This window comes from Sphingomonas sp. P4_G3 (assembly GCF_056401105.1).
Genome location: NZ_JBFUJZ010000004.1, coordinates 418,900 through 443,689, shown reverse-complemented (window position 1 = coordinate 443,689; position 24,790 = coordinate 418,900). Strand labels below are relative to the sequence as shown.

The following is a 24,790-nucleotide window of genomic DNA, read 5'->3' as shown; positions in this document are numbered from 1 at the left end:
AGCGGGGCCCCTGGGTGGGGACTCATATTCCTATCGTCATCCCCGCGGAATCCCGCCGTCACCCCAGCGTAAGCTGGGGTCTCTGGCGGTGACGCGATGTCGCTTGAGATCCCAGCTTTCGCTGGGATGACGAGCTTTGGAAATGGATCGCTTAAGAACAACGGCTTATTTGGGTTCTCAACCTAAACCTTTTCCCCAGCCGCGCGCGTTCGGTCGAGCAATGACGCCTGGTCGCGATTGACGCGCAGGGCGAGGATCACCAGCATGATGACGATCGGCGGCGCGACCCAATTGACCGAGAGGATCGCGGTGGCGAGGTCGCCGTGCGTGGCGTCGCTTACCAGTCCGACGGCATAGGGCCCGATGCCCAGGCCGATGATCGTCATCGCGAACAGATAGATGCTCGAAGTGATCCCCCGCATCCGCGGCAGCACCTGATCGTAAAGCACGGCATAAAGCGGCGGCATCCACATCGTCAGCACCAGGCTGTAAAAGGTGAAGCGGAAGTAGAAGGCGCCCGCCGAGGGCGCGCGATAGACCCAGAAGGCGATTAGCGGCGATACGCCGAGCGCGAACAGCGTGACCCATACCCGCTCGCGCGGCCGGCCACCGCTCAGCCGGTCCGACAGCGGTCCGGCGATCAGTGGCCCGATCACACCGAGCGCCGCCGCGAGCAGCCCGAACTGGAGCCCGGTCGCGCCTGGCGATAAGTGATAGGTCTTCATCAGGAACGAGGGGGTGAACCCCATTACGCCATAATTGACCACGCCCTGCAAAGCGCCGACCGCGATGCACAGGATCACCGAGGGCGAGGTCGCGATCGCCGCGAAGGCCGGCGGATCGTTGCGGCGCAACGCCTGGAGCAGATTGGCGATGACGAAGATGCCGAAGCCGATCACGCTCCATTGCAGCACGTGCGGGCTGACCGCGACGCCGCCGAGGATCAACGGCGGCCGGGGCGAAAAGGCTTCGGCCCAACGGATCGCGGCGACCATGGCGGCAACGATCAGGACGAGGATGCCGGCATTGACCAGCCAGTCGCGCGCGGTCGCGCGCCGCCGCGCCAGCGCGACCCAGTGGATGCCAGGCGTGATCGCGCCGAGCACGCCCAGGCTGGCGCCGAACGGATGGGGGTCGCGCGGCGTCGCGATGCCGTCTACCGCGCCGCGCTCCGGCTCGCGCACGCGCCACATCAGGGGAGCGATCAGCAGCCCCGGCAAGGCCGCGACCAGGAAGGCGAATTGCCAGCCGGCCAGCCCCAGCGGCGCGCCGCCGGCCGGATAACACCGATGCCACCAATCGGCCGCGCCACCGCCGATCACCAGCGACCCGCCAAGTCCGATGGCGACCGCAGCGGCCAGGATGGCCATCACCGTCCCGCGGCGCCGGCGCGGGAAATAATCGTAGAGCAGGCTGGTGCCGGCGGGCTGTGATGCGGCCTCGCCGATGCCGACGCCCAGCCGCGACAGCATCAGCAGCAGAAAGCCGCCGGCGAACGCAGCCGTGCCGGTCGCGAGCGACCAGAAGAGGATGGCGATCGCCAACAGCCGGGTGCGGACCCAGCCGTCCGCCAGCCGCCCCAGCGGCAGCGAGAACAGCGCGTAGAACAGCGCGAATACCGTGCCGTAGAGCAGACCCATCTCGGCATCGCCGATCTTCAGGTCGGCCTTGATCGCCGGCGCCAGGATCGCGAGGATGTTGCGGTCGAGCAGGCTGATCGCCTGGGTCGCAGCGACCAGCGCCAGCGCATACCAGGCGCCGGGCAGCGGCCGGGTGGCGCTTTGGCTCACAGCGCGAACACGCGTTCGGCGTTGGTCTGCATCAGCTTCTTCTTGGTCGCGTCGGGAATGTCGAGCAGATCATGCGCGCGCACCTCGTCGGCGACATATTCATAAGGATAGTCCATCGCGTACATCACGCGATCCTCGCCCATCACCTCGAGCATTAGCTTGATGGCCGGCGGGAAGGGGAGGCCGCTGGTGGTCGCCAGCACATTCTCACGCAGGCAGGCGACCATGCCCTTCTTGAGCGGTTTGAGCCGCTCGTACCGTTGCGAGGCGACGCCAGCTTTGTGCATGAAATCGATGCGATAGAGCCAATAAGGAATCGCCTCGCCGCCATGGCCGACCGCGATCTGGAGGTCGGGATAGCGATCGAATATGCCGGTGGTGATCAGCCGGAGCAAGTGCATCCCCGTCTCCACGCCGAAGCCGAAGATCGCGCCGTCCAGCCCGGCCTCGATCATGCCACCGATCATCGCGTCGGGCAGGGTCTGGGGATGGATGTAGAGCGGCTGGCCAGTATCGGCGAGCGCGCGGAAGATCGGGTCGAATTGCGGCTCGTCGAGATAATGGCCGTGGGTGTGGCTGTTGACCATCACGCCCCTGAAGCCCAGCTCGGCCGCGCCGCGTCGGATCTCGGCTGCCGACCATTCGGGATCCTGCGGCGCGATCGAGGTCATGCCGACGAACCGCGTCGGATAGGCGGCGCAGCGTTCGGCGAGATAGTCGTTGGCGCGCGCCACCATCGCCTTGGCCTCGTCGGTGTCGAGCAGCGGCTGAACCCCGGGCGAGGTGAGCGACAGGATCGCGACATCGATCCCGGTCGCGTCCATGTCGGCGATCCTGCGCTCGCCGAGATCGAGCAACCGCTCGATGATCAGCATCGCGCGCTCCGACGGCGACCGCGCATAGAAGCCCCATAACGACGTCATGCCCTTATCGGCGGTGCCGTCGCCCACCATGCGCAGATAGGCGTCGATCTGCTCGCGCGTGGCAAACGCCTCTTCGGTCGCGATACGAAGATAGCCGCGGTCGCCGCCGGTGTTCAGCGCATGGGTCATTGGTGGGCCTCGCGATAGGCGCGGGGCCAGATGCCCTGCTTGCCGGGGGACAGGATGCCGTTCGGATCGACACAATCCTTGATCGTTTCGGCGAAGCGGCGCTGGGCGTGATCGCCAAAGCTGTATTGGTCGGCGACCAAGTCCATGAAATCGAGGTGCGAGCGATATTCGCCATAGCCGATCTTCGCCGCGTCGGTGACCATCAATTTGCACGCGGCATAAGCGGCATCGGCTTGCTTCGCATTTTGGGTGTCGAACACGACCAGCCCGACATGGATCAGCGCGCGCTTGGTGACGACATAGACGCCGCTATAATCGAGCCCGGCCGCGTAAAGGCGCTCGCGCACCAGATCGCGGATCGCGCCGCCGTCGCGCCCGGTGATCGGTGTCGCCGAGGAAAAGCCGATATGGCCTCCTTGTTCGCCACCGTACCAGCGTGTCATCTGGTCGAGGGCAAGGCTGGGGACGCCAGCTTGCACGCGGTGATGCGGGTTGTCGAATTCGGGCAGAGCGTGCCCGTCATATTTGGTGAAGTCGATTGTTGCCCCGGGAATCGTGCCCAGCGCATCCTGAACGATCTCGCGCTGACGCTCGACGATCTTCTCGTCGCCATAGAGCGCGAAGCGCATCACCCAGCGGCCGAAACCGGGGGTCTCGGCGATCTTGTCGATCACGTCCTCCGGGATCGGACCGTCGCCCGTGTACCAGTGATCGCGCTGCCAGAAAGCCGAGGCGGCGCAGACCGCGTTGATGATCATCGGCTGGTTGGGGATCGTGCCGTCGAGCATCAGCGGGCGGAGCCGCTCGAGCATCACCTCAAGGTCGCTGTCCTTCTTCAAGGTCAGCCAGCCGGGCATGTAGCAATCGGGAGCGGGCATCAGCCACGTTCCCATTTTCGTGACGACGCCGAAATTGGATTGGCTGAACAGGCCGTCCAGTGTTGGTCCGCAGCCATGTTTATAGACGTGCCAGGCGCGGGGCGCCTCGAGCCCGCCGAGCCCGGTGCGCAGCAACTCGCCGTTCGCGAGCACTACCTCCATCCCGCATTTGGCGTCGAAGTGATCGCCGAGCGGCGTATAGCCCACGCCATGTTCCAGCGCGTTGCCGACAATGCTGCCCCAGCCGAGATCGGGCACCGACATCCAGAGCTTGGACCCGGTCGATTTGAGGTGGTCGTGCAGGTCGAAGAAAGTGACGCCGGATTCAACCAGCGCCCAAGCGGAATCCTCGTCGACGTCGAGGACGCGGTTCATCCGCCGCATCGACATGACGAAGGATCCCGACACCCGCGGTGCCGGTCCGCCATAACCGTTGTTGCGACCTTGGCCGTTGACCCAGAGCGGCGTCTTGTAGCTGTTGGCGACGCGCAGCACCTCCTGCACCTGCTCGACGCTGGTCGGCATCAGCACCGCGCCGGGTTCGTACCACCGGCCCGTCGGCGGCGCGAAAGGGTCGCGGAACTCCGCGACCTTGGCTTCATCGACGATCAACCCGTCCTGGCCGAGGATATTGGCCAGCTCCTTGAGCGCAGCATCGATCGCCGCAATTGGAACGTCCGCTACGTCCGGCATTTGCCGCCTCCCTCTACCCCTCGTGGACTGCCTTGGTCACCAGGCACGCCTCGACGCCCTCGGGGCCGTCCTCGGATCCGTGGCCGGACCATTTGACGCCGCCGAACGGCGCGTCGGCGCCGCCGATCATGGTCGTGTTGATCCCGACCATCCCGCTCTCGATCTCGCGCGCGAGGCGCCGCTGCCGCCCCGAATCGCGCGTCCAGGCGTAAGCCGCGAGTCCATAGGGAAGGCGGTTCGCCTCTTCGATCATCGCTTCCTCGCCGGCGAACGGGTTGATCACGGCGACCGGGCCGAACGGCTCTTCGTTCATGATCGCGGCGTCGAGCGGGATGTCGGACAGCACGCTCGGCTGGTAGAAGAAGCCGCGATTGCCGATCCGCCCACCCCCCGACAGCAAATTCGCGCCCCGCGCAGTCGCGTCGCCGATCAGTCGCTCCATGGCATCCGGGCGGCGCGGATTGGCCATCGGTCCCATCCGGGTCGCGGGGTCCAGCCCGTCGCCGACGGTGATCTGCCCCGCGCGCTCGGCGAAGCCGGCGCGGAACCGGTCGTACACGTCCTCCTGGATGATGAAGCGGGTAGGGGAGACGCAGACCTGGCCGGCGTTGCGATATTTGGCGGCGACCATCGTATCGAGCACCTGATCGACATCGACATCGTCGAACACCAGTACCGGGCCATGGCCGCCAAGCTCCATGGTGGTGCGCTTCATGTCGTCTGCGGCCAGCTTCGCGAGGTGCTTGCCGATCGCGGTCGAGCCGGTGAAGCTCAGCTTGCGGATGACGGGCGAGCCGAGCAGGTGCCGCGATACTTCGTCAGGCACGCCGAACACCGCTTGCGCCACCTCGCCGGGCAGGCCGGCATCGAGCAGGCATTGCAGCACGCCGAGCGCCGAGGCCGGGGTTTCTTCAGCCGCCTTGAGGATCACCGAGCATCCCGTCGCGATTGGCGCGCCCAGCTTGCGGCCGGGATTACCGATCGGGAAGTTCCACGGCGCGAACGCCGCGACCGGCCCGACCGGTTCCTTACTGACGGTCGATCGCTGGCCGGTCGGACGCACCAGCGTCCGTCCATAGAGGCGGAAGACCTCGCCGGCGTAGAAATTGAACAGGCCGACGTTCATCAGCACCTCGACCTTGGCCTCGGCCAGGGTCTTGCCCTGCTCGAGCACCGCGACGCGGGCGAGCTCGTCCTGGCGTTCGAGCATCAACCGCGCCGCACCTTGCAGCACGGCGGCGCGTTCGTGCGGGGTCGAATTGCGCCAGCGCCGGAAACCGCGCGCGGCAGCATCGAGCGCGCGGTCGAGATCGGCGGGGTCGGCCAGCGGCAACGCGGCGAGCGTTTCGCCGGTCGCCGGATTGACCACGTCATGCGTTCGCCGCCCTCCGCCGCGAACGCGCTCGCCGTCGATCACCATGCAGAGTTCGGGATAGGTCATCGGCGTCCTGCGTTGTTGGTGAGCGCTACTCGAGACTAGACCGCGGGCTCCGCCGTCCTGGCCTGTTCGCGGTCGACGTCCCCCTGCCAGCGCTCGGCGACGATCTCCTTGCCGGTCACCGGATGCTTCATGTGGAAGGGCACCAATTTGTGGGTCGGCCATAGCCAGCTGTCGGCGATCAGCTCGTCGGGGCCGGTCGGATCCTGGGGAAAGGTCTGGGTCGGGAAGGGGACGTATTCGGGCCGCGTATTGGCCCAGCCGGTCTCGAAATCGGCATGCCATTGCGGCAGGTAATTCAGCACCTTGATGCGCCAGACTCCGTCGACCTTCTGATAGGTGTTCTCGTAGATTCCGCCTTCCCACCATTGGCGCGCGCCCATCATCGGGTTGCTCGAATCGGCATAATCCTTGTGTCGGCCGGCCTGCATCATCGAGCGCGCGCGGCCATAGGCGATCTCGCCGTCGGGTTCGACGTCGATAATGTCCTGGAGCTGCGGGTGATCGAGCAGGAAGCCATCGATCGGACCGTTATTGCCGTGGGTGAAGCGCTTCTGGAACCGCTCGACATAGAGCCGGCGGATACCTTCCTTGCCCTTCCACACGCCGCCGAAAAAGCGCACTTCGCCATCGTCGGTGAACAGGTCGACCGTCTCGTTGTAGAGGCATTTGTCGATCAGATAGCCATAGAGGTGCTGGAGCTTGCGGATATCGAGCTCGTCCTCGCGCTGCAGCAGGCGGCGAGACAATTGCCGGACAGTCTCTTCGAGCTTCGCGATGCGATCGGCCTCGGACATCAATCTCTCCTAATTGTATGCTTTGCGTACAATGTGCGCCGCCCGCGCGAGCGAGTCAACTTCCCGCCGCTTCCAGCCGCTCGACTTCCTCGCGATAGGGTTTGATGGCGCGCACCATGCACAAGGTGGCGATCGGCAGCAGGATCGACGCGGTCAGCACCAGCGTCTTCCACAACTGCGCTTCGTCGCCGATCACATAATCCTGCACCAGCCCGACGACGAAGCTGCCCATCGCGCCGAAGAAGGTGAACATGAACAGGTAGATCGCGGTGACCTGGCCACGCATCGCATTGGGTGCGACGCGCTGGATCGCGGCATTCTGGGGTACCGCGCCGGCGATGCCGAACATCGCGCCGACGCTCATCACGCCGAGCGACAGATAGCCGTTGGGCATCAGCGGCGACAGGATCGAACAGATCGTCACGCCGCCGAACAGGATCGCCGCGGCGCGGACGTTGGCGTCCTTGTGACGCCGTGCCAGCCACTCGACCAGCACGCCGCCGAGCACCAGTCCCGCCAGCGAGGCGATCAGGATCATCCCGCCCATCACCGCGCCGATCTGGCGCTCGTCCCAACCGAAGGTGCGGATCATGAACGGGACTCGCCAGAATTGAAGCCCGAACACCTCGATCGCGCTCAGCGCGAGTCCGGCGAACAGGGGATAATAGACCCGGCGGCGGGCATGGATCGCGCGGATCGCGTCGAGCCCGGTAAAAGTCAGCATGCGGCGGGCGAGCGAGGCGTCGCGCGGCGGCTGTGGCGCGTCGGGCGCGGGCGCGAGGCGGGGCGGCTCCTTCACCGTCAGGAACAGCAAAGCGACCAGCAGGCCGGGCAGCCCGACCCAGATCATGATCCATTGCCAGGCGAAGATCCGGAGGCCGCCAAATTCGGTCGGCGCCCAATGCGCGGTCATCGCGATCAGCATCCCGCCGACGATCGGGCCCAACGTCGTGCCGCCGATGAAGCCGAACTGCAGCAAGGCGAAAGCGCGAGTCAGCTTGCGCGGCGGAAAGGCGTCGGCCAGCAGCGAATAGGATGCCGGGGCGTGTGCCGATCCTCCAGCCGCGAGAAAGACGCGCGAGCCGACGAACTGGGCGAAGTTCTGCGCCAGGCCGCCGAGTGCGATGATCGATCCGATCACCGCCACGCCGCCCGCCAGCACGTATTTGCGCGGATAGATATCGGCGAGCCGCGCCAGCGGAATGCCGACGAACAGATAGCAGATGATGCTGGCCGGTCCACCGAGAAAGCCGAGTTGGGCATCGCTCAGGCCGAAATCGGTCTTGATGCGCTGCGCCAGCATGCCGAACACGACCTGATCGAAAAAAGTCAGGAAGGTCGCCAGCACGATCACCGCCAACGCCCAGTAAGCGCGCGGTGTCGAGGGCCAGATGCGCGAAGGATGCGGCGCAGCCTCCGCTTCCCGTTCGCCGGTCGTCATGTCCGCCGCCGTCGCGATCCCGATCGCCATGGGCATTCCTCTCACCGTGACGTGGGCCGCTTGCGGGCCCATCGTTTCCGCTTGGCAAATTGTACGTGTTGGATACAAAAGGCGAGACAAAAATGCGTGCGGTGGGAAACAAATTTCCGCCGGTCATGGGAGAGACGAATTGCAGGATCTGGCTGGACGCACGGCGTTCGTCACCGGCGGTGCCAACGGCATCGGACTCGGGCTCGTCCGCGCCTTGCTGGCCGAAGGGTGCAAGGTCGCGCTGGCCGATATCCGCCAGGACGCGATCGACGCGGCACTCGCGACGCTCGACAATCAGGACGTGATCGGCGTTCAGCTCGACGTCGCGTCGCGCGAAGGTTTCGCCGCCGCCGCCGATCGGGTGGAGGCGGAATTGGGGCCCGTCAGCCTGGTGTTCAATAATGCCGGGGTGAACCTGTTCCAGACGATCGACGACTCGTCCTATGACGATTGGGATTGGGTGCTCGGCGTCAATCTCCACGGCGTCGTCAATGGGGTGATGACCTTCGTTCCGCGGATGAAAGCGCGAGGCGGCGGCGGGCATATCGTCAATACCGCGTCGATGGCCGCCTTTCTCTGCGGGCCGCAGCCGGGCATCTACAATACCGCCAAATTCGCCGTGCGCGGGATGAGTGAATCGTTGCGCTACAGCCTGGCGCCGCACGGCATCGGCGTCTCGGTGCTCTGCCCCGGCCTGGTCAAGAGTCACATCTTCGCGAGCGACGAGGTGCGCCCGGACGAGTTGAAGGCGGGAGCGAAAGCGGTCGACCCGACGAGCGTCGGACGGCTCGAGCAGATCCATCAGGCCGGGATGGAGCCCGATGTCATCGCCGCGCGCGTGATCGAGGCGGTCCGCGCCAACCGCTTCTACATCTTCTCGCATCCGGAATTTCGTGACGAATTGCGCGAAGTGTTCGACGATATCCTCGACGCGTTTCGCGATTATCCGGAGGATTCGGCGTTCCAGCAGCGGCTCGCCTTCGAGAAGATGCGACGCGACGGCTATCGCGCGGCACGGCAAGCAGCTCGTGGCGACGGCTAAGGTCCCGCGACTCGACGAGTCGCCATAGCGCCCCGCGCTTGTGCAAAAAGTATGATAGGGATACAATATCGCCATCAGCCCGGCGCAGATCGGGCGGAGCATAGGTTCGTCCGGTAAGACCGGTGAGCGGGAGGGGCGATGGATCGCTGGTACGACGGGTTAAAGCGCGACACGCGGGCGACGCCGGAAAGCGAGAGTGGCCTTTCGCTGCTCGCCGAGCCGCCAGGGCAAGTCCGTTGAGCACGGTCGAGCTGTTCACCACCCGCATGGTGCCGCACGAACGGCGGCAGGACTTCTGGCGCTCGCTGGTCGCCGAGACCTTTCCCGGCATGGTCGCCGATGTGCCTGCCGGAATCCGTGCCGATCTGGCGCGCTGGTCGATCGGTAAGATGGCGGTCGCACATGCGCGCAGCGACCGGGCCCGCGTCGAGCGCACGCGCGACGTGCGCGACGACCGCAACTTGGTTTTCCACTTTCAGCGCCGCGGCAGGCTGATGATGACCCAGGCGGGCCGCGTCGCGATCGCGGGGGGAGGGGATATCGTCATCGCTGACGAAGCCACGCCGTACACGATCGACATTTCCGATACCAACGATTGCCTGATCGTCCATGTCCCGGCGCCCATGCTCGGCGCCGAAGCGGCAGCGCGCGACTGGCACGCGCATATGCTGGACGGGCACGACCCGCACGTTGCGCTGTTCGGCAGGATGCTCGAGGGACTATGGGCCGAACGCGCGAAGCTCGACCGGTTGGAAGAAGGCGTGGACGGTGTGCTCGCGGGTCTTGCCCGGATGGCGTGTCTCAGCGGCTCGCCGAGAGAAGCCGAGGCGCCGCGCGATCCGATCGATTACGCCCTGTCGCATCTGCACGATCCCGAACTCGGCACCGCGCGCATCGCCGAGATGACCGGGCTTGGCGCGCGCGCGGTGCAGAAGGCATTCGCGCGGCATGTCGCCGCGACGCCGACCGGGTTCATCGCGGAGCAGCGGCTGCAGCGCGCGGCGGAGGCGCTCCGCCGCCGCGACGGGCGGTCGGTGACGCAGATCGCGTTCGATGTCGGGTTTTCCGATTCGGCCTTTTTCAGCCGCTGCTTCCGCCGCCGTTTCGGACAGACGCCGAGCGCCTGGCGCGATAGGGCTTAGGTTGGGGACTCATAGTCCCGTCGTCATCCCCGCGGAATCTTCCCGTCACCCCAACGAAAGAACATCGGGTTGAGCATGCCCCGCATGCTCAAGGATCGTCCGGGGGACGATCCGACCCGATGTTGGTCTCTGGCGGTAACGCGATGCCGCTTGAGATCCCAGCTTTCGCTGGGACGACGAGTTTTGGAAGTAAATCTCTTTAAGAGCAACGACTTATTTTGGTTCTCAACCTAGCGATCACCTCCGTCCGATCAATTGACGTTGCGACCGGCCCCGGACCAGAATTCGGCGCGCATCGCCTTTTTGTCGGGTTTGCCGACCGGGGTGCGCGGCAATTCGCTACGGAACAGCACGGTCTTGGGCGCCTTCACGCTGCCCAATTGCGCCTTGCAATGCGCGCGGATCGCCTCGGCGTCGAGCGATTGTCCGGGCAACAGAACGACCAACGCCGTCACCGCTTCGCCCCATTTCTCGTCGGGCACGCCGATGACCGCGGCCTCGATCACCTCGGGCAGTTCCATGATCGCGGCCTCGACCTCGACCGGGAAGACGTTGAACCCGCCCGAGACGATCATGTCCTTCTTGCGGTCGACGATATAATAGAAACCGTGCTCGTCGCGCCGGCCAACGTCGCCGGTATGGTGCCAGCCATGCTCCCAGGCTTCGGCGCTCGCCTCGGGCAGCTCGAAATAGCCGCCGCCGACGATCCCGCCGCGCGCGACGATCTCGCCTACTTCGCCGGTCGGCAGGATGTTGCCGTCATCGTCCATCAACTCGACGCGTACCGAAAGCGTCGCCGTGCCGCAGCTGCCCAGCCGTTCCGGATGCTCGCCGCGCGCGGCCGCCGCGACGACCTCAGGCGACAGCCAGGTGGCGACGAGGTGGCATTCGGTCTGTCCATAACTCTGGCACATGCAAGGGCCGAATACGCCGACCGCCTGACGCAATTTGTCCGGCGAAACCGGCGATCCGGCGAGCAGGAAATAGCGCATGCTCGCATAATCGAATTCGCTGACGCGCGGATGAGCCAGCATCGAATAGAGCGCGGTGGGGGGCAGGAACATATGGGTCACGCGATGCTCGCCGATCGCCGCCATCACGGTATCTGCGTCGAAGCCGGACAGGACCACCACTGTCGCGCCCATCGCGATTCCCGCCATGGTGAAGGGGCCGGCGGCATGGGTCAGCGGCGCGGTCGCGAGGAACACCGGAGTCTCGGCCGGCATGAGATGCGCGATCGTCTCCAGCATCGTGCCCCAGCTGCGGTTGAGCACGCGCACGCCCTTGGCCGGGCCGGTGGTTCCGCCCGTGGCGATGATGGCGGCCAGATCCTCACCATTGCCGGTCGGGTCGCCGCCATCGGGCACCGGGGGCGAACCCTCCGGCAGCATATAATTGTCAAGCGAGGCATTGCCGCCTTCCTCGGCGTCGAGGCAGATCAGACGCCGGATCGTCGGCACTTGCTGTGCGACGGCGTGCGCGTCGGCGGCATAGCTCGAATGATAGAATAGCCAGCTGGCGCGGACATAGTTGAGATACTGGATATTGGCGTCGAGCGCGTTGCGCGTATTGACCGGAATCCAGGCGGCGTCCGCGCGCCACAGCCCGAGCATCGCGATCAGCACCGAGCCGTGATTGGGCGACATTACCGCGACGGCTTCCTGGCGCTCCAGGCCGTCCGCGATCAGCGCGCCGGCCAGCCGCTGCGACAGCTTGGCCATCTCGGCATAAGTGTAGCTTTCGTCGCCGGCGACCAGCACGATGCGATCGGGATGCAGTCGCGCCTGCTTGTCGAAATAATCGATGTTGCGCATCGCCGCTCTCTCCCTGCGCCATACTTATCGTTGTCGAACGCTTCCGCATTCCGACGCTCGGCCGTTCGATGGCCCATTCCCGCCAGCTTACAGTCGGATTCGTCCGTGTGTCTTACATACAATTTTCCGAACGGAAATGCCTGTCTTCACCCGACGCCGAACCGATCGCGTTTTTCATCCGATCTAGCCCCCGGCAGTCGCTCGATCTCAGTCGCCGTGCTGCCCGACGGGCAGGGCGCCAGATAATCCTCGCCAAGTTCCGCCGCGCGAAGCCGCGCCAGCAGCGCCCTGGCGGCGTCGGGCGATATTTCCTCGCCGACCGGGCAGCGGTCGGTCCGGATGGTATATTCGACCCACTGATTGGATGCGCGGTCGAACGCCAGGTCGCAGCTTTCGATGCCGTCGACCTGCAGCGTCAGCTGGCGCGCGAGGTCCGCCAGGATACGCTGCGCGTCGGGATTGATCCCGGACCGGAAGGAAAAGCGCCGCAACCGATATTGCCGGCGCGCGGCCTCGCCATGACTGCCGGAAGCCGCGGGGTCATTGCCCATCGTGCCGCTCCCGCCGCGTCAACGCTATCCGTACCGAGGCGGTGCCGCGGGGCAGGGCCTCGGGCTTCGCGACGATGATCTCGACGCGCTCCACCGGCCCCAGTTCGAGGCAGCGTTCGCCGAGCAGGAGAGCGTAGGTCTCGATCAGCTCGATATGATCCGACCCCAGATCCTCGGCTTCGGCGGCGATCCGGCGATAATCGACCGACTGGCCAAGCGAGCCAACCGGCCCCCTGTCCGCGAGTCGGAGATCGACGGATACGAGCAATGGCTGACGCCGGTCGCGTTCGTCCGGATTGATCCCGATGCGCGCGGAAATCCGGAGCTCTTCGACGCGGACATAGGTGGCGAGCGCATAGCGGTCGCGGACCGGCCGCGCCGCCGCGGCGTCGCACGGCGCGCTATCGAAAAACGACGGTGCGGTGGCCATTGAGCAACACCCGGTCCTGGAGGTGATAGGCAACCGCCGCCGCCAGCACGCGCCGTTCGATGTCGCGCCCCTTGCGGACGAGGTCGTCGGGCGTATCGGCGTGACTGATCGGCTCGACGTCCTGGGCGATGATCGGGCCTTCGTCGAGATCGGCGGTGACGTAATGTGCGGTGGCGCCGATCATCTTGACGCCGCGCTCATGCGCCTGGTGATAGGGCTTGGCGCCCTTGAACCCGGGCAGGAAGCTGTGATGGATGTTGATGCAGCGACCCGACAGGAACCGGCTGAGATCGTCCGACAGGATCTGCATATAGCGCGCAAGCACGACCAGCTCGGCACCGGTTTCGTCGACGATCCGCTTCAGCGCCGCTTCCTGCTCGTGCTTGTTGTCCTTGGTCACCGGCAGATGGTGAAACGGGATGTCACCGATCATCGTGGTGTGGAGCGCGGTCTTGGGATGATTGGAAACGATCGCCACGACATCCATCGGCAATTCGCCGATGCGCCGGCGGTAGAGCAGATCGCCCAGGCAATGGTCGAACTTCGACACCATCAGCAGCACGCGCTTGAGCTCGGCGGCATCGTGGATCGTCCAATCCGCGCCGATCGCCGTTCCCACTGGAGAGAAAGCGGTGCGCACATCGTCAATGCTGCCGCCGCCCGTCACGATGAAGACGACGCGCATGAAGAAGCGCCCGGTGGCGGGGTCGTCGAATTGCTGGGCGTCAGTGATGTTCGCGCCATGATCGGCGAGCACGGTCGCGACCTTGGCGACCAAGCCTGGTCGATCGTCGCAGGACAAGCGCAGGACGAAGGTTGGATTCACGTCAAACTCCGCAAGAGTGACGCCGGTCAATGCGACGCGGCCCGATAAGTGTTGATCCACTCGACCGTTCGGGCGAGCCCGCCAAACGGGTAGAAATGCAGCCGGACCGCGCCGTGCGCCGGCGTTAGTCCGCGCTCGAAATCGGCGACCAGCCGGTCGGGCCCGGCCGACCCGAGCAAGCGCGTGAGCGAGACGCCATATTTGGCCATCACCGTCGTCGACGCCCCGACGCCGCAATGCGCTGCGTAACGCAGCAAGGTCTTGATCCCGGCCGGGCCCGGCACGCCGATGCGGACCGGGCAGTCGATGCCGCGCGCGCGAAGTTCCGCCAGCCAGGTAAGGATCGGCGCGGCGTCGAAGGCGAATTGGGTGACGATCAGCGTGGCCATGCCGCGTTCGGTGATCGCCGCGTGCTTGGTCGCCAACGCGTCCCAGCGTTCGGCCTCGTTCATTGCCGGATGCCCTTCGGGATGGCCGGCGATGCCGATCGCCTGGATCCCGTGACGTTCGAACAGCCCGGTCTCGAGCAATGACATCGTGTCCGCAAATGGCCCGGCAGGGACGGGCGGATCGCCGGCGACCAGGAAGACGCGACGCACACCGGCCTCGGCGGTGGTCCGCGCCACCATCTGGGCCAATTCGTCGTGCGACGTGATGCGACGCGCCGAGAGGTGCGGCATCGGCTCGAAGCCGAGCGCGCGCAGGCCGATCGCGGCGTCGATCCGGGCGTCCATCGTTTCGTTGGGCAGGAACGTTATCGCGACAGGCGTTTCGGGCGCGATGGCATTGGCCACCTCGTACAAAGCGGGGCGATCCTTGGCCGTCATTTCGAGCGAATAGCCGTCGGTCATGCCATTGGCTGGCCGCGTCCAGGCGGGGTGCAGGACAGGAATTCCCATGGGCCCTCTCGCTCTTGCGCGGTTTCGACCGCCGCGTGTCGATAGCCTCTATCGCGACTTTGATATTTCGTATAGATGAAAACTTCATGTCTGTGAATTTATCTGAGCCTGCCGTCGAACCTCTCCCGCTCGTGATGCTGCCGGGACTGATGTGCGATTCGCGCGTCTTCGCGGCGCAGGCGGGGGCCTTCACCCAAGCGTGGCCGGTGCCCGATTATGGCGATGCCGCCACGCTGGGGGATATGGCGCGGCGCGTGCTGGATGCTGCTCCCGCACGCTTCGCGCTGCTCGGCCATTCGATGGGTGCGCGCGTCGCGCTGGAAATCGTGCGAGCGGCAGGCGATCGAGTCGATCGGCTGGCATTGCTCAGCACCGGCGTCCATCTGCCGGGGGAAGGCGAGGCGGCTAAGCGCTATGCCTTGCGCGATCTGGGGCGGCAGCGTGGCATGGCGGCGCTGGTCGATGCCTGGCTCCCGCCGATGATCGCGCCGTCGCGACCGCGCGACGATCTCTACCAAAAGCTCCACGCGATGTGCGTCGAGGCCGGCCTGGCGCGTTTCGAGGCGCAGATTGCCGCCTTGCTGTCACGGCCGGAAGTCGAAAGCCTGTTACCGGCGATTACCTGCCCGACGCTAGTCGCGGTCGGCAGCGAGGATCGCTGGAGCCCGCCCGTCCAGCACGAGGCGATCGCCGCGCTTATTCCGGACGCGCGCTTGGCCGTGATCGAGGGGGCAGGGCACATGCTGCCCGCCGAACGTCCCGACTCGCTCAACGCCGCGATCGCGGACTGGCTGGAACAGCCCGCCCTATCATCCCAATCATATTGTCCTGAAGGAGCCTGAGATGACCGAACAGACCCTGCAACAGCTGCTGGATGCCAGCGGCGATATCGTCGAATTGCTGCGCAACCAGCAAAGCGGACCCAATGTCTATCCAGGCGTGCCGGCCGAATATTCGAACTGGCGCAGCGAACAGCAAGCCTGGGCGAAGACCTGCGTGCTGTTCAACCAGTCGTTCCACATGGTCGACCTGGCGGTCGAGGGACCCGATGCGTTCGCGATGCTCAACCATCTCGGCGTCAACAGCTTCAAGGGGTTCGTGCCCGACCGCGCCAAGCAATTCGTGCCGGTGACGCCCGACGGCTATGTCATCGGCGACGTCATCCTGTTCTATCTCGACGAGAACAAGTTCAACCTGGTCGGCCGTGCGCCGACGATCGAATGGATCGAATATCACGCCGCGACCGGCGACTGGAACGTCACGGTGTCGCGCGACGAGCGCACTGCGGTCCGTCCCGATCCGGAAAATCGTCGTTCCTACCGGTTCCAGCTTCAAGGGCCGAACGCCATGAAAACGCTGGAAAAGGCGATGGGCACGACACCGCCCGACCTCAAATTCTTTCACATGACGCGGCTCGCGATTGCTGGAAAGGAAGTGCGCGCGCTGCGCCACGGCATGGCGGGACAGCCCGGCTATGAACTATTCGGGCCATGGGGCGATTACGACGTCGTGCGCAACGCGCTGATCGACGCCGGCAAGGAATTCGGTTTGGCGCTGGTCGGCGGGCGCACCTATTCGTCGAACACGATCGAATCGGGCTGGATCCCGTCACCCTTGCCGGCGACCTATACCGGTGAAGGGACGCGCGGTTTCCGCGAATGGCTGTCGGCCAATAGCTATGAAGGCAAGGCGTCGATCGGCGGCAGCTTCGTGCCCGATTCGATCGAGGGCTATTATCTGACACCCTGGGACCTCGGCTACGGCCCGTTCGTCAAGTTCGACCACGATTTCATTGGCCGCGATGCGCTGGAACGGATGGCGGGCCTGCCGCATCGCAAGAAGGTGACGCTGGCGCTCGACAATGAGGATCTGATGCGCGTCATCAGTTCGCAATTCACGCGAGGAGATCGCGCCAAATATATGGAATTCCCATCGGCCGTCTATTCGATGCACCCCTATGACCAGGTGCTGAAGGACGGAAAGCAGGTCGGTATTTCGACCTGGATCAGCTATAGCGCCAATGAAGGGCGGATGCTGACGCTGGCGATGATCGAGGCCGATCACGCCGTACCCGGCACCGAAGTCACGTTGTTATGGGGTGAGCCCGATGGCGGCACGCGCAAGCCGACGGTCGAGCGCCATGTTCAGACCGAGATCAAGGCGGTTGTGGCGCCGGTCCCCTATTCCGAGGTCGCGCGCGACAGCTATGCCGAGAGCTGGCGCACCCACCAGCTGACCTGACGGACTCCGTCCCCGCATTTCCGGCGATGCTTTCGTGTCGCTGGAAATGCGGTCAGGCGGCTTCGAATAGAGCCACCGTTCGCTTGAGCAACTCGGCGGCATGGCGTTCGATCTCGGCGTCGAACCGGACCGAGGGGATGGCGACGCTGAACGCGCCGAGCAATTCGCCGTCGACCGATACGGCGCAACCGATCCCCTGGATGCCCGGCGTATGCTCCTCGCGCGTCCGAGCAATGCCTGACTGACGGATCGCGGCGATCTCGGCGCGCAAGGCATCGGCATCAGTGATCGTAGCCGGCGAGAAGGCTCGCCGCTCCGACTCGTCCAGATAGGTTTCGAATTCGGCCTGAGGCAGAGCGGCCAGGATGGCCTTGCCCGCCGCGAAGCCGTGGAGCGGGGTGCGCGTGCCCATCTGGACGGCATAGCGCAGCGCATGCTCGCTGGTTTCGGTGACCAGCGCCTCCACTTCCCAGCCGACGCGGACAAAGAAGGATGCGGTTTCGTTGAGCTGGACGCGCAACGAGCGGACCAATGGCGCGACCCGCTCGGCCAGCGAAAAGCCGTGCGCGCGTGCCTGTAGCCGGGCGAGGCCGGGGCCGGCGGTGTAGCGGCGGCCGGCGCGCGCCAGATAACCGCGATCGATCAGCGTGTTGAGCAGATAGGACAGGCTGCTGACCGGGATGACCAGGGCCGCCGCAATCTCTTGGGCGACGACGGGGCGATCGCGCGCCACGACATATTCGATGATGTCGAGCGTGCGTGTCGCCGATTTGACGGGGGATGATGCGGCATCTGCCATGAACGTTTATTGCCCGATCGCGGCGCCGCCCGCTACTCCCGTGAGCTAGATCCGGGCGGCGGCGATATCGGCGCCTTCGCGCAGGTTGCGCAGCTTGGCCCAGGTCACGATCGGATCGATCTTGCCGTAGCCGGCAAAGGTGCCGAATCCGCAATCGGTGCTCGCCACCACGCGGTCCTTGCCGACGATACCGGCGAAGCGTTCGATTCGCTGCGCGATTAGCTCGGGATGTTCGAGATAGTTTGAGCAGGTGTCGATCAGGCCGGGCGCGAGCAGCTTGTCATCGGGGATGGCGGCGTCGCGCCAGATCACCCATTCATGCTCGTGGCGCGGATTGGCCGCTTCGAACAGGATGGTCGCTGGGCGTGCCCTGAGCACTATATCGATGATCCGCTCGAGCGGGATATCGTGGTCGTGCGGGCCTTCGTAATTGCCCCAGCAGATGTGCATCCGCATCCGTTCGGGCGCGATATTGGCGGTCGCGGCATTGAGCGCGTCGACATTGGCCGCGATCGTCTTGAGGAATGTCGGCTCGTCCATTTCCTGATAGCCGGTGTGGCGCGACATGGCGAGATCGGGACAATCGAGCTGCAATTCGAATCCGGCCGCGACGATCGCCTCATATTCGGGCTGCATCGCGGCGACGAGGTCCGCGAGATAGGCCTCGTGGCTGGGATAATAAGCATTCTTCTGGAACGCGGTGATCAGCCCGGGCGAGGCGGCGTTCATGAATGCGCGCGTGCCCTTGCCGTGGCGGTCGAGCGCGCCGCGGAAGCGCCGGATGTCGTCGTGCAACGGCTGAAGGTTCACCAAACGAACGGGCGCGATGCACGAGGCGCGGGTGAATTCCTGCGCTCCCATGATATGCGCCAGCTTGGCGCGGAGATCGGGCAGCGGGGCAAGGTCGAGTGCCGGATGGCGGTCGGTATGGCCGCCAAAGCCCGACAGGCGTTCGATCATGTAGGTCGAATAGCCGACCTTGCCGAGTTCGCCGTCGCTGATCACCGTGACGCCCGCGTCGATCTGAGCCGTCACCACCGCATCGACCGCAGCCTGGACTGCGGTGTCGAACGCGTCGGCGTCATAGGGCTCGCCATGGTCACGGGCGAGCAAGAGCGGCGTCAGTTCGGGGCCGCGCGGCAAACTACCGACATGGGTCGTCGCGATCGGCATGGGCGTTCCTCGTCTTTGGACTATCGAACGACCATGCCGTCATTTCATGTTTGTGTATAGATCATATACGCGAATAATCACGCATCCTCGAGCGCGACGACGTTGATGATGTGCGGCTGGGTATATTCGTGCAGACCCGCTTCACCCAGTTCGCCGCCCAGGCCCGATTGCTTCGATCCGCGGAACGGGATGTTGGGATCGATCGCCAGATATTGATTGACCCAAACGGTGCCCGAATCGATCCGCTTCGCGACATCGGTGGCGCGCACCAGGTCCTTGCCCCAGACGGTGCCGCCCAGGCCGAATTCGGAATTGTTGGCGCGCGCGATCACGTCGTCGATATCGTCATATTTGAGCACCGGCAGCACCGGACCGAATTGCTCCTCGCGCACTAGCGGCGCGTCGTCGTCGAGGTCGCGGACGATCGTCGGCGGAATGAAATAGCCGGGCCGATCGAGGGCTTCGCCGCCGGCCAGCACCGTGCCGCGCTCCTTCGCATCGTCGAGCAGCGCCATGACCTTGTCGAACTGCATCTTGTTCTGGACCGGCCCGACCTGCGTGCCCTGCTTGGCGCCGTCATCGACCACCGCTTCTTTGGCAAGGCGGGCGAGCTCGTCGCAGAATTCGTCGTACATCGGCTCGGGCACGTAAGCGCGCTTGATCGCGACGCAGATCTGACCGGCATTGGCCATGGCGCCGCCATAGACCTTTTGCGCGACCTGGCGTGGATCGACATCGTCGAGCACGATCGCGGCATCGTTGCCGCCGAGCTCGAGCGTCACGCGCTTCACGCCTTGCGCGGCCGCGGCCATCACTTTCTTGCCGGTCGCGGTCGATCCGGTGAACGCAACCTTCGCCACGTCCGGATGCGTGGTCAGCACTTCGCCCAGGTCGTTCTGGTCGCACACCGTGTTGAACACGCCGGCGGGCAGGATATCGCGGCAGATCTCACCGACCAGCAAGGTGGTAAGCGGCGTCGTCGGCGCGGGTTTGGCGACCATCGTGTTGCCGGTGACGAGTGCCGGCCCCAGCTTGTTCATCAGCAGGATGACGGGGAAGTTCCATGGCGTGATCGACGCGACCACGCCGAGCGGGGTGCGGTGCTCGATCACGGTATTGCCGCCTTCATCGCGCAAGGTCTTGGGCTCGATCCGCATGGCGGCGAACGCGCGCAGCGTGAAGATGCTGCCCATCATCTCGAACATCGCCTGGTCGAGCGGTTTGCCCTGTTCGCTGGTCAGCAGGCTGGCGAACTCGCCCGCCCGCGCCTCGATTGCGTCCGCGATTTTGTCGACCAGGGCCGCGCGTTGTTCGATGGGAGTCGCCGACCAGGCCGGGAAAGCGCGCTTGGCCGCGGCGACGGCGCGATCGATCAGGGCGCGATCGGCCTTGGGGCAATGCGCGAAGCTCGACCCCGTCGCCGGATTGATGACGTCGAATGTCGTCGCGCCCTCGACGAGTTCGCCATCGACCAACATCCTGAAATCGCGTTCCATCATCACTCTCCTTGTTCGGCTGCCGGCATTGCGCTGGCAATCAGCGTCGCAATCGGGAAAAGATGCGACACGTTTCGGCCTTTGTGCGCCGGGCATACAATTTTGACAAGATGGTATTCAGCCGATGAAACAAGGAAGCGATCTCGACGGGCTACTGGGGTACAGGATCGAACTCGCCCATTTGATCGCGATAGAGGATGCGCGGCTGGCGCTCGCGCCATACGGCCTGACGCCGGCGAAGCTGACCGCGTTGTTGCTCATTCGCGCCAATCCGGGCTGCGATCAGACCGCGCTCGGCAAGGCGTTGAGCGTGAACCGGTCGAGCGCGATGAAGCTGGTCAACGTGCTGGTCGATCGCGGCCTGATCGAGCGTCGACCTGGACGCGATCTGCGCACCAATGCCCTGCATCTGCTGCCCGGCGGCGAGGAGCGGGTGGCGGAGATGCTCGACCGATTGCGCGAGTCCGATCGACGCCTCGCCGCCGATCTGACCGCGGCCGAACGAACGACGCTGATGGCATTGCTCAAGAAACTCCGGAAACCGCGCACGGTGCGGCGCGACGATGACTGACGGGTAGCACCCAGCTTGCCAAATTGTTTGCTTGAGATACAATCTGGCAAACGCTCGCCACATACGAGCGAGATCGGAGTGGGCGGGGATGTGTCGAAACATCGAATGGAATGACGGCGATGCCGCCCGTCTTGTCGCGTGCGAATCGCGCCGATGACGACTGGGGGATCGCCGAATAGCGGCCGCAGCTGGCTAGGTGCGGCGGGCCGGCTCGAGGCGATATTGAGCAATCTGGAATTCCTGGCCGGCCGCGAGGATCGCATGCGCGAGATCGTCGCCGCGCGCCGTGACCTGACGGCGGAAATCGGCGCGACCGGACTTCTCATCGACAGCGAATCGTGCCCGCCCGAGTTGCGATCGGATGCACGTCGGCGGCTGTCGGGCGTCCGGCACGTCGTGTCGCTGCACCAGGCGACCTGGCCGGTCGTTCGGGCGCGCGAGAGTCCGGAAGCCTATCGCCGGTCGGCAGAGGATGCGACGCTGGCGCTTCGCGATTTCATCGCCTGGCTGCGGGTACAAGATTTCGAGATTGAGGACGGATTTTGATGGCGACGATTGCGACGACGGCGAAAAACGACATCATCGGCAACGGCGCGGACGGGGGCTTGCGATTCGACCGATTGCTGCGGCCGCGCTCGGTGGCGATCGTCGGCGCTTCGGATAAACCCGGCGCGCTCGGAGCGTCGGTTCTAGGCAATCTCGAGCGGCAGGGGTTCGACGGCGAGATTCATCTCGTCAATCCGAAACGTGCGGAGATTGGCGGCCGGCGCTGCGTCGCCACGGTCGACGATTTGCCCGAAGGGATCGATGTCGCGGTGCTCGCGATTCCTCGCGCAGGCGTGCTCGACGTGATCCGTCGCCTGGCCGGGCGCCGCGTCGGCGCGGCGATCGTCTTTTCGGCAGGCTTCGCCGAGGATGGGCCGCAAGGCCTCGCCGACCAGCAGGAGATTGCGCGGATCGCGGCGGAAGCGAACATGATCGTCGAGGGTCCCAATTGCCTCGGCCTGGTCAATTTCGTCGATCGCATCGCGCTTACCTTCATCGAGCTGCCCGAACCGCGCGTCGATGGCGACCGCCGGGTCGGCATCGTGTCGCAATCGGGCGCGATGGCGGCGGTGCTGGCGACGACGATGATCGCGCGCGAGGTGCCGCTCAGCTGTTACATCTCGACCGGCAACGAAGCGGCCAGTGGGGTCGAGGATTATCTCGACCATCTCGTCGGCGATCCGGCGACGTCGGTGGTCGGCATGATCGTCGAACATTTCCGCAAACCCGCACGCTTCCTGGCGGCGGCACGAGCCGCGCGCGCCGCCGGCAAGCAGGTGGTGCTGCTCCATCCCGGGCGCAGCGCGGCGGGCGCGGCGAGCGCGGCGACGCATACCGGCGCGATGGCTGGCGACTATGAGGTGATGCGCGTCCATGTCGAACGCGCCGGCGTGATTCTGGTCGATACGCTGGAGGAATTGGGCGACGTCGTCGAAATGCTCGCGCGTTATGCCTCGCCGGTGGCCAAGGGGCTCGGCGTGATCGCGGAATCGGGGGCGTTCAAGGCGATCATGCTCGATCAGGCCGAAGCGCTTGGGCTCGTCCTGCCGCCGCTCGGCGATGCTGACAGCCCAGCATTGCGCGCGGCGCTGCCCGATTTCGTGCCGGTCAGCAATCCGCTCGACGTGACCGCGCAAGGGCTGGTCGATCCCGGCATCTATGGCCGGACGATCGCTGCACTGGCGGCCGACGACCGCATCGGGGCGATCCTGGTGACCTTGATCCAAACCGACACCGGCACGTCGCACATCAAATTCGATGCCGTGCTCGGCGCATTGCGTGCGAGCCCGCCGGAAAAGCCGGTGATCGTCGCGGGCGTGGACGAAGGCGGCATCATCCTGGCCGAGGACGTCGCTGCGCTGCGGGCGGAAGGCGTGATGTACCTGCCCACGGCAGAACGCGCCTTGCGCGCGCTGGCAAGGATGCGGTCGGCCGGAGACATTGCCGTTCTTCCGACAAGTGACGCGGCACCGCTGGCGGGACTGCCAGAAGCTGGCGCGACGGTGCCCGAATATCGCGCCAAGGACCTGCTCGGTGCGCGCGGCATCGCGTTCCCATCGGGCACACTCGTCGGATCGGCCGATGAGGCGGTCGCCGCCGCCGAACGGCTCGGCTATCCGGTCGTGCTCAAGGCTCAGGCTGCGGGGCTGCCGCACAAAAGCGATGCCGGTGGCGTGGTCGTCGGGCTGGCAGATTCACAAGCGGTCCGCGCCGGATGGGCGAAACTACAGACTGCGGTTGCCGCGGCGCGGCCCGATCTCATGCTGGATGGCGTGCTGGTCGAGCCGATGGCGGCGCGCGGCGTCGAACTGATCGTCGGCGCGCGCAACGATCCGCATTGGGGAGCGACCATCCTGGTCGGATTCGGCGGAGTCAGTGCCGAACTGCTCCACGACGTGCGGTTGCTTCCCGCCGGCCTCGATCGCGAAGCCATCGCCGCCGAATTGCGGCGCCTGCGTCTCGCTCCGTTGCTCGACGGGTTCCGTGGCGAACCGGCGATGGATGTCGACGCGGTGGCGGCACTCGTCGAAGCACTCGGCAAGGTGGTGGCAGCGACACCGGCGATCCGCGAAATCGACCTCAATCCGGTAATGGTCTATCCGCGCGGCCATGGTGCGATCGCGCTGGACGCCCTGATCCAGACCTAAGGTACGAGCGGCGGCCACAGGGGCCGCCGCGCCGCATCAGCTTCGGGAAGCGTCGGCCTTTTGCTGGTCGTAAGACCCCAGCCCAGGCTTGTAGCTCTTCTCGTCGATGAACTGGCGAATGCCTTCCTTGCGGCCTTCGGTCTTGTCGTGGAAATTGGCCGCTTCCTGCATGCGGACCAGATAATCCTCGGCCTCGTCGTACGTCATCGAGCCGACGCGGCGCACGGCGTCCTTGGCGAATTTGAGCGCGACCGGATTCTTCTTGAGCAGCATCTCGGCGACTTCGCGAACGCGGGTTTCCAGTCGCTCGAGCGGCACGCTCTCATTGACCAGCTTCCACTCCGCCGCCTTGCGGCCGTCGATCAGCTCACCGGTCAGCGTCATCCACATCGCGTCGCGCATCGACAACAGGTCGACAACGACCTTGGTCACGCCGCCGCCGGGCAGGATGCCCCAATTGATTTCGCTCAGTCCGAATTGCGCCTCATCGGCGCAGATCGCGAGGTCGCACGAGAAAAGCGGGCCGAAGCCGCCGCCGAAGCACCAGCCGTTGACCATCGCGATGGTCGGCTTCTGGAACCAGCGCAGCCGCCGGAACCAGCCATAGCTCTCACGCTGCGACTGGCGGACGCCGCGCAGCCCCTTAGCCTCGGTCTCGCGAAAATATTCCTTGAGGTCCATGCCCGCCGACCAGGCGGTTCCTTCGCCGCTCAAGACTAGCACGCCGACATCGTCGCGATATTCGAGCTCGTCGAGCACTTCCATCATGCGCCGGTTGAGCGCCGGGTTCATGCAGTTGCGCTTCTCCGGTCGCGCGAAATAGACCCAGGCGATTCGGTCCTCGACCCGATACGACACCACATCCTGCGCATTGCCTTCGCTCATCATTCGCCATCCCAGTCTGCGCGGGGCAGATGCCGGTCGGTTAGGTGCCGACTCTCCCTCGCCGTTATTTGTATGCTAGGCGCACAATAGCGACGATAGCGCAGGAAGC

Annotated in this window: 22 protein-coding genes; 7 read left to right on the top strand and 15 right to left on the bottom strand. The window is 65.3% G+C overall.

The window, feature by feature from the left end; translation table 11 throughout:
* Positions 1-182: 182 nt before the first annotated feature.
* From AC1DQQ_RS13925 to AC1DQQ_RS13900, 6 genes are read right to left on the bottom strand one after another with little or no spacing between them, the layout of a single operon-like run.
* Complete coding sequence (locus AC1DQQ_RS13925; protein WP_478030349.1) at positions 183-1,790, bottom strand: MFS transporter; 1,608 nt, start codon at positions 1,788-1,790, stop codon at positions 183-185.
* Positions 1,787-2,842 carry an amidohydrolase family protein gene (locus AC1DQQ_RS13920; RefSeq protein WP_478045497.1) on the bottom strand — a complete coding sequence of 352 codons (1,056 nt, stop codon included), beginning with the start codon at positions 2,840-2,842 and terminating at the stop codon, positions 1,787-1,789. The genes AC1DQQ_RS13925 and AC1DQQ_RS13920 overlap by 4 nt, the downstream gene beginning before the upstream one ends.
* Positions 2,839-4,413, bottom strand: coding sequence for an FAD-binding oxidoreductase (locus AC1DQQ_RS13915; RefSeq protein ID WP_478045496.1), 1,575 nt, complete (start codon positions 4,411-4,413; stop codon positions 2,839-2,841). The genes AC1DQQ_RS13920 and AC1DQQ_RS13915 overlap by 4 nt, the downstream gene beginning before the upstream one ends.
* A gap of 13 nt (positions 4,414-4,426) precedes the next feature.
* Complete coding sequence (locus AC1DQQ_RS13910; protein ID WP_478045495.1) at positions 4,427-5,854, bottom strand: NAD-dependent succinate-semialdehyde dehydrogenase; 1,428 nt, start codon at positions 5,852-5,854, stop codon at positions 4,427-4,429.
* Positions 5,855-5,889: 35 nt separating this feature from the next.
* Positions 5,890-6,648, bottom strand: a complete 759-nt coding sequence (locus AC1DQQ_RS13905; RefSeq protein ID WP_478045494.1) for a nuclear transport factor 2 family protein — start codon at positions 6,646-6,648, stop codon at positions 5,890-5,892.
* A 55-nt stretch (positions 6,649-6,703) separates the two neighbouring features.
* Positions 6,704-8,119 carry an MFS transporter gene (locus AC1DQQ_RS13900; protein WP_478030340.1) on the bottom strand — a complete coding sequence of 472 codons (1,416 nt, stop codon included), beginning with the start codon at positions 8,117-8,119 and terminating at the stop codon, positions 6,704-6,706.
* Positions 8,120-8,258: 139 nt separating this feature from the next.
* On the opposite strand from AC1DQQ_RS13900, the gene AC1DQQ_RS13895 reads away from it, so the two are divergent.
* Both AC1DQQ_RS13895 and AC1DQQ_RS13890 read left to right on the top strand, forming a co-directional pair.
* Positions 8,259-9,161, top strand: coding sequence for an SDR family NAD(P)-dependent oxidoreductase (locus AC1DQQ_RS13895; protein ID WP_478045493.1), 903 nt, complete (start codon positions 8,259-8,261; stop codon positions 9,159-9,161).
* A 236-nt stretch (positions 9,162-9,397) separates the two neighbouring features.
* Complete coding sequence (locus AC1DQQ_RS13890) at positions 9,398-10,303, top strand: helix-turn-helix domain-containing protein (protein WP_478041024.1); 906 nt, start codon at positions 9,398-9,400, stop codon at positions 10,301-10,303.
* Between the two features lie 251 nt (positions 10,304-10,554).
* Here AC1DQQ_RS13890 and AC1DQQ_RS13885 read toward each other — a convergent pair whose 3' ends face one another.
* The 5 genes from AC1DQQ_RS13885 to AC1DQQ_RS13865 form a co-directional block, all read right to left on the bottom strand.
* A complete protein-coding gene (locus AC1DQQ_RS13885; protein ID WP_478045492.1) occupies positions 10,555-12,117 on the bottom strand; it encodes a class I adenylate-forming enzyme family protein in 1,563 nt (520 codons plus the stop codon).
* A gap of 146 nt (positions 12,118-12,263) precedes the next feature.
* Positions 12,264-12,668: a hypothetical protein gene (locus tag AC1DQQ_RS13880; RefSeq protein ID WP_478045491.1), complete on the bottom strand. Its 405-nt coding sequence runs from the start codon at positions 12,666-12,668 to the stop codon at positions 12,264-12,266.
* Positions 12,658-13,098 (bottom strand): dihydroneopterin aldolase, encoded by a 441-nt coding sequence (locus AC1DQQ_RS13875; protein WP_478045490.1) that lies wholly within the window; start codon positions 13,096-13,098, stop codon positions 12,658-12,660. The genes AC1DQQ_RS13880 and AC1DQQ_RS13875 overlap by 11 nt, the downstream gene beginning before the upstream one ends.
* Positions 13,070-13,924 (bottom strand): formyltetrahydrofolate deformylase, encoded by an 855-nt coding sequence (gene purU / locus AC1DQQ_RS13870; RefSeq protein ID WP_478041021.1) that lies wholly within the window; start codon positions 13,922-13,924, stop codon positions 13,070-13,072. Before purU ends, AC1DQQ_RS13875 begins: the two co-directional genes overlap by 29 nt.
* Before the next feature lie 26 nt (positions 13,925-13,950).
* Positions 13,951-14,823: a methylenetetrahydrofolate reductase gene (locus tag AC1DQQ_RS13865; RefSeq protein ID WP_478041020.1), complete on the bottom strand. Its 873-nt coding sequence runs from the start codon at positions 14,821-14,823 to the stop codon at positions 13,951-13,953.
* Positions 14,824-14,909: 86 nt separating this feature from the next.
* Here AC1DQQ_RS13865 and AC1DQQ_RS13860 point away from each other — a divergent pair, with 86 nt between their 5' ends.
* Complete coding sequence (locus tag AC1DQQ_RS13860) at positions 14,910-15,665, top strand: alpha/beta fold hydrolase (RefSeq protein ID WP_478041019.1); 756 nt, start codon at positions 14,910-14,912, stop codon at positions 15,663-15,665.
* Position 15,666: 1 nt separating this feature from the next.
* Positions 15,667-17,064, top strand: a complete 1,398-nt coding sequence (gene desA, locus AC1DQQ_RS13855) for a syringate O-demethylase (protein WP_478030324.1) — start codon at positions 15,667-15,669, stop codon at positions 17,062-17,064.
* A gap of 52 nt (positions 17,065-17,116) precedes the next feature.
* Here the strand turns inward: desA and AC1DQQ_RS13850 are convergent, their stop codons facing one another.
* The 3 genes from AC1DQQ_RS13850 to AC1DQQ_RS13840 all read right to left on the bottom strand — a co-directional run bounded on the left by AC1DQQ_RS13850 (position 17,117) and on the right by AC1DQQ_RS13840 (position 20,532).
* Positions 17,117-17,863, bottom strand: coding sequence for an IclR family transcriptional regulator (locus AC1DQQ_RS13850; protein WP_478041018.1), 747 nt, complete (start codon positions 17,861-17,863; stop codon positions 17,117-17,119).
* Between the two features lie 45 nt (positions 17,864-17,908).
* Positions 17,909-19,036, bottom strand: a complete 1,128-nt coding sequence (locus tag AC1DQQ_RS13845) for a cobalamin-independent methionine synthase II family protein (protein WP_478045489.1) — start codon at positions 19,034-19,036, stop codon at positions 17,909-17,911.
* A gap of 77 nt (positions 19,037-19,113) precedes the next feature.
* Positions 19,114-20,532 carry an aldehyde dehydrogenase family protein gene (locus AC1DQQ_RS13840; RefSeq protein ID WP_478041016.1) on the bottom strand — a complete coding sequence of 473 codons (1,419 nt, stop codon included), beginning with the start codon at positions 20,530-20,532 and terminating at the stop codon, positions 19,114-19,116.
* Between the two features lie 124 nt (positions 20,533-20,656).
* On the opposite strand from AC1DQQ_RS13840, the gene AC1DQQ_RS13835 reads away from it, so the two are divergent.
* The 3 genes from AC1DQQ_RS13835 to AC1DQQ_RS13825 all read left to right on the top strand — a co-directional run bounded on the left by AC1DQQ_RS13835 (position 20,657) and on the right by AC1DQQ_RS13825 (position 23,796).
* Positions 20,657-21,103: a MarR family winged helix-turn-helix transcriptional regulator gene (locus AC1DQQ_RS13835; RefSeq protein ID WP_478045488.1), complete on the top strand. Its 447-nt coding sequence runs from the start codon at positions 20,657-20,659 to the stop codon at positions 21,101-21,103.
* A gap of 153 nt (positions 21,104-21,256) precedes the next feature.
* Positions 21,257-21,649 (top strand): hypothetical protein, encoded by a 393-nt coding sequence (locus AC1DQQ_RS13830; protein WP_478041014.1) that lies wholly within the window; start codon positions 21,257-21,259, stop codon positions 21,647-21,649.
* A complete protein-coding gene (locus AC1DQQ_RS13825; RefSeq protein WP_478045487.1) occupies positions 21,649-23,796 on the top strand; it encodes an acetate--CoA ligase family protein in 2,148 nt (715 codons plus the stop codon). The genes AC1DQQ_RS13830 and AC1DQQ_RS13825 overlap by 1 nt, the downstream gene beginning before the upstream one ends.
* A 36-nt stretch (positions 23,797-23,832) precedes the next feature.
* On the opposite strand, the gene AC1DQQ_RS13820 is transcribed toward AC1DQQ_RS13825, so the two are convergent.
* Entirely contained in the window at positions 23,833-24,681 is an 849-nt protein-coding gene (locus AC1DQQ_RS13820) for a p-hydroxycinnamoyl CoA hydratase/lyase (RefSeq protein WP_478045486.1), read from the bottom strand.
* Between the last annotated feature and the right edge of the window lie 109 nt (positions 24,682-24,790).

Excerpts from the sequence above, each read along its gene's own strand:
- AC1DQQ_RS13915 (WP_478045496.1), bottom strand. The coding sequence starts at position 4,413 with ATGCCGGACGTAGCGGACGTTCCAATTGCGGCGATCGATGCTGCGCTC.
- AC1DQQ_RS13835 (WP_478045488.1), top strand. The coding sequence starts at position 20,657 with ATGAAACAAGGAAGCGATCTCGACGGGCTACTGGGGTACAGGATCGAA.
- AC1DQQ_RS13845 (WP_478045489.1), bottom strand. The coding sequence starts at position 19,036 with ATGCCGATCGCGACGACCCATGTCGGTAGTTTGCCGCGCGGCCCCGAA.
- AC1DQQ_RS13830 (WP_478041014.1), top strand. The coding sequence starts at position 21,257 with ATGACGACTGGGGGATCGCCGAATAGCGGCCGCAGCTGGCTAGGTGCG.
- AC1DQQ_RS13920 (WP_478045497.1), bottom strand. The coding sequence starts at position 2,842 with ATGACCCATGCGCTGAACACCGGCGGCGACCGCGGCTATCTTCGTATC.
- AC1DQQ_RS13900 (WP_478030340.1), bottom strand. The coding sequence starts at position 8,119 with ATGGCGATCGGGATCGCGACGGCGGCGGACATGACGACCGGCGAACGG.
- AC1DQQ_RS13910 (WP_478045495.1), bottom strand. The coding sequence starts at position 5,854 with ATGACCTATCCCGAACTCTGCATGGTGATCGACGGCGAGCGCGTTCGC.
- AC1DQQ_RS13825 (WP_478045487.1), top strand. The coding sequence starts at position 21,649 with ATGGCGACGATTGCGACGACGGCGAAAAACGACATCATCGGCAACGGC.
- AC1DQQ_RS13885 (WP_478045492.1), bottom strand. The coding sequence starts at position 12,117 with ATGCGCAACATCGATTATTTCGACAAGCAGGCGCGACTGCATCCCGAT.
- AC1DQQ_RS13840 (WP_478041016.1), bottom strand. The coding sequence starts at position 20,532 with ATGGAACGCGATTTCAGGATGTTGGTCGATGGCGAACTCGTCGAGGGC.
- AC1DQQ_RS13860 (WP_478041019.1), top strand. The coding sequence starts at position 14,910 with ATGTCTGTGAATTTATCTGAGCCTGCCGTCGAACCTCTCCCGCTCGTG.
- AC1DQQ_RS13820 (WP_478045486.1), bottom strand. The coding sequence starts at position 24,681 with ATGAGCGAAGGCAATGCGCAGGATGTGGTGTCGTATCGGGTCGAGGAC.
- AC1DQQ_RS13880 (WP_478045491.1), bottom strand. The coding sequence starts at position 12,668 with ATGGGCAATGACCCCGCGGCTTCCGGCAGTCATGGCGAGGCCGCGCGC.
- AC1DQQ_RS13875 (WP_478045490.1), bottom strand. The coding sequence starts at position 13,098 with ATGGCCACCGCACCGTCGTTTTTCGATAGCGCGCCGTGCGACGCCGCG.
- AC1DQQ_RS13905 (WP_478045494.1), bottom strand. The coding sequence starts at position 6,648 with ATGTCCGAGGCCGATCGCATCGCGAAGCTCGAAGAGACTGTCCGGCAA.
- AC1DQQ_RS13865 (WP_478041020.1), bottom strand. The coding sequence starts at position 14,823 with ATGGGAATTCCTGTCCTGCACCCCGCCTGGACGCGGCCAGCCAATGGC.
- AC1DQQ_RS13850 (WP_478041018.1), bottom strand. The coding sequence starts at position 17,863 with ATGGCAGATGCCGCATCATCCCCCGTCAAATCGGCGACACGCACGCTC.
- desA (WP_478030324.1), top strand. The coding sequence starts at position 15,667 with ATGACCGAACAGACCCTGCAACAGCTGCTGGATGCCAGCGGCGATATC.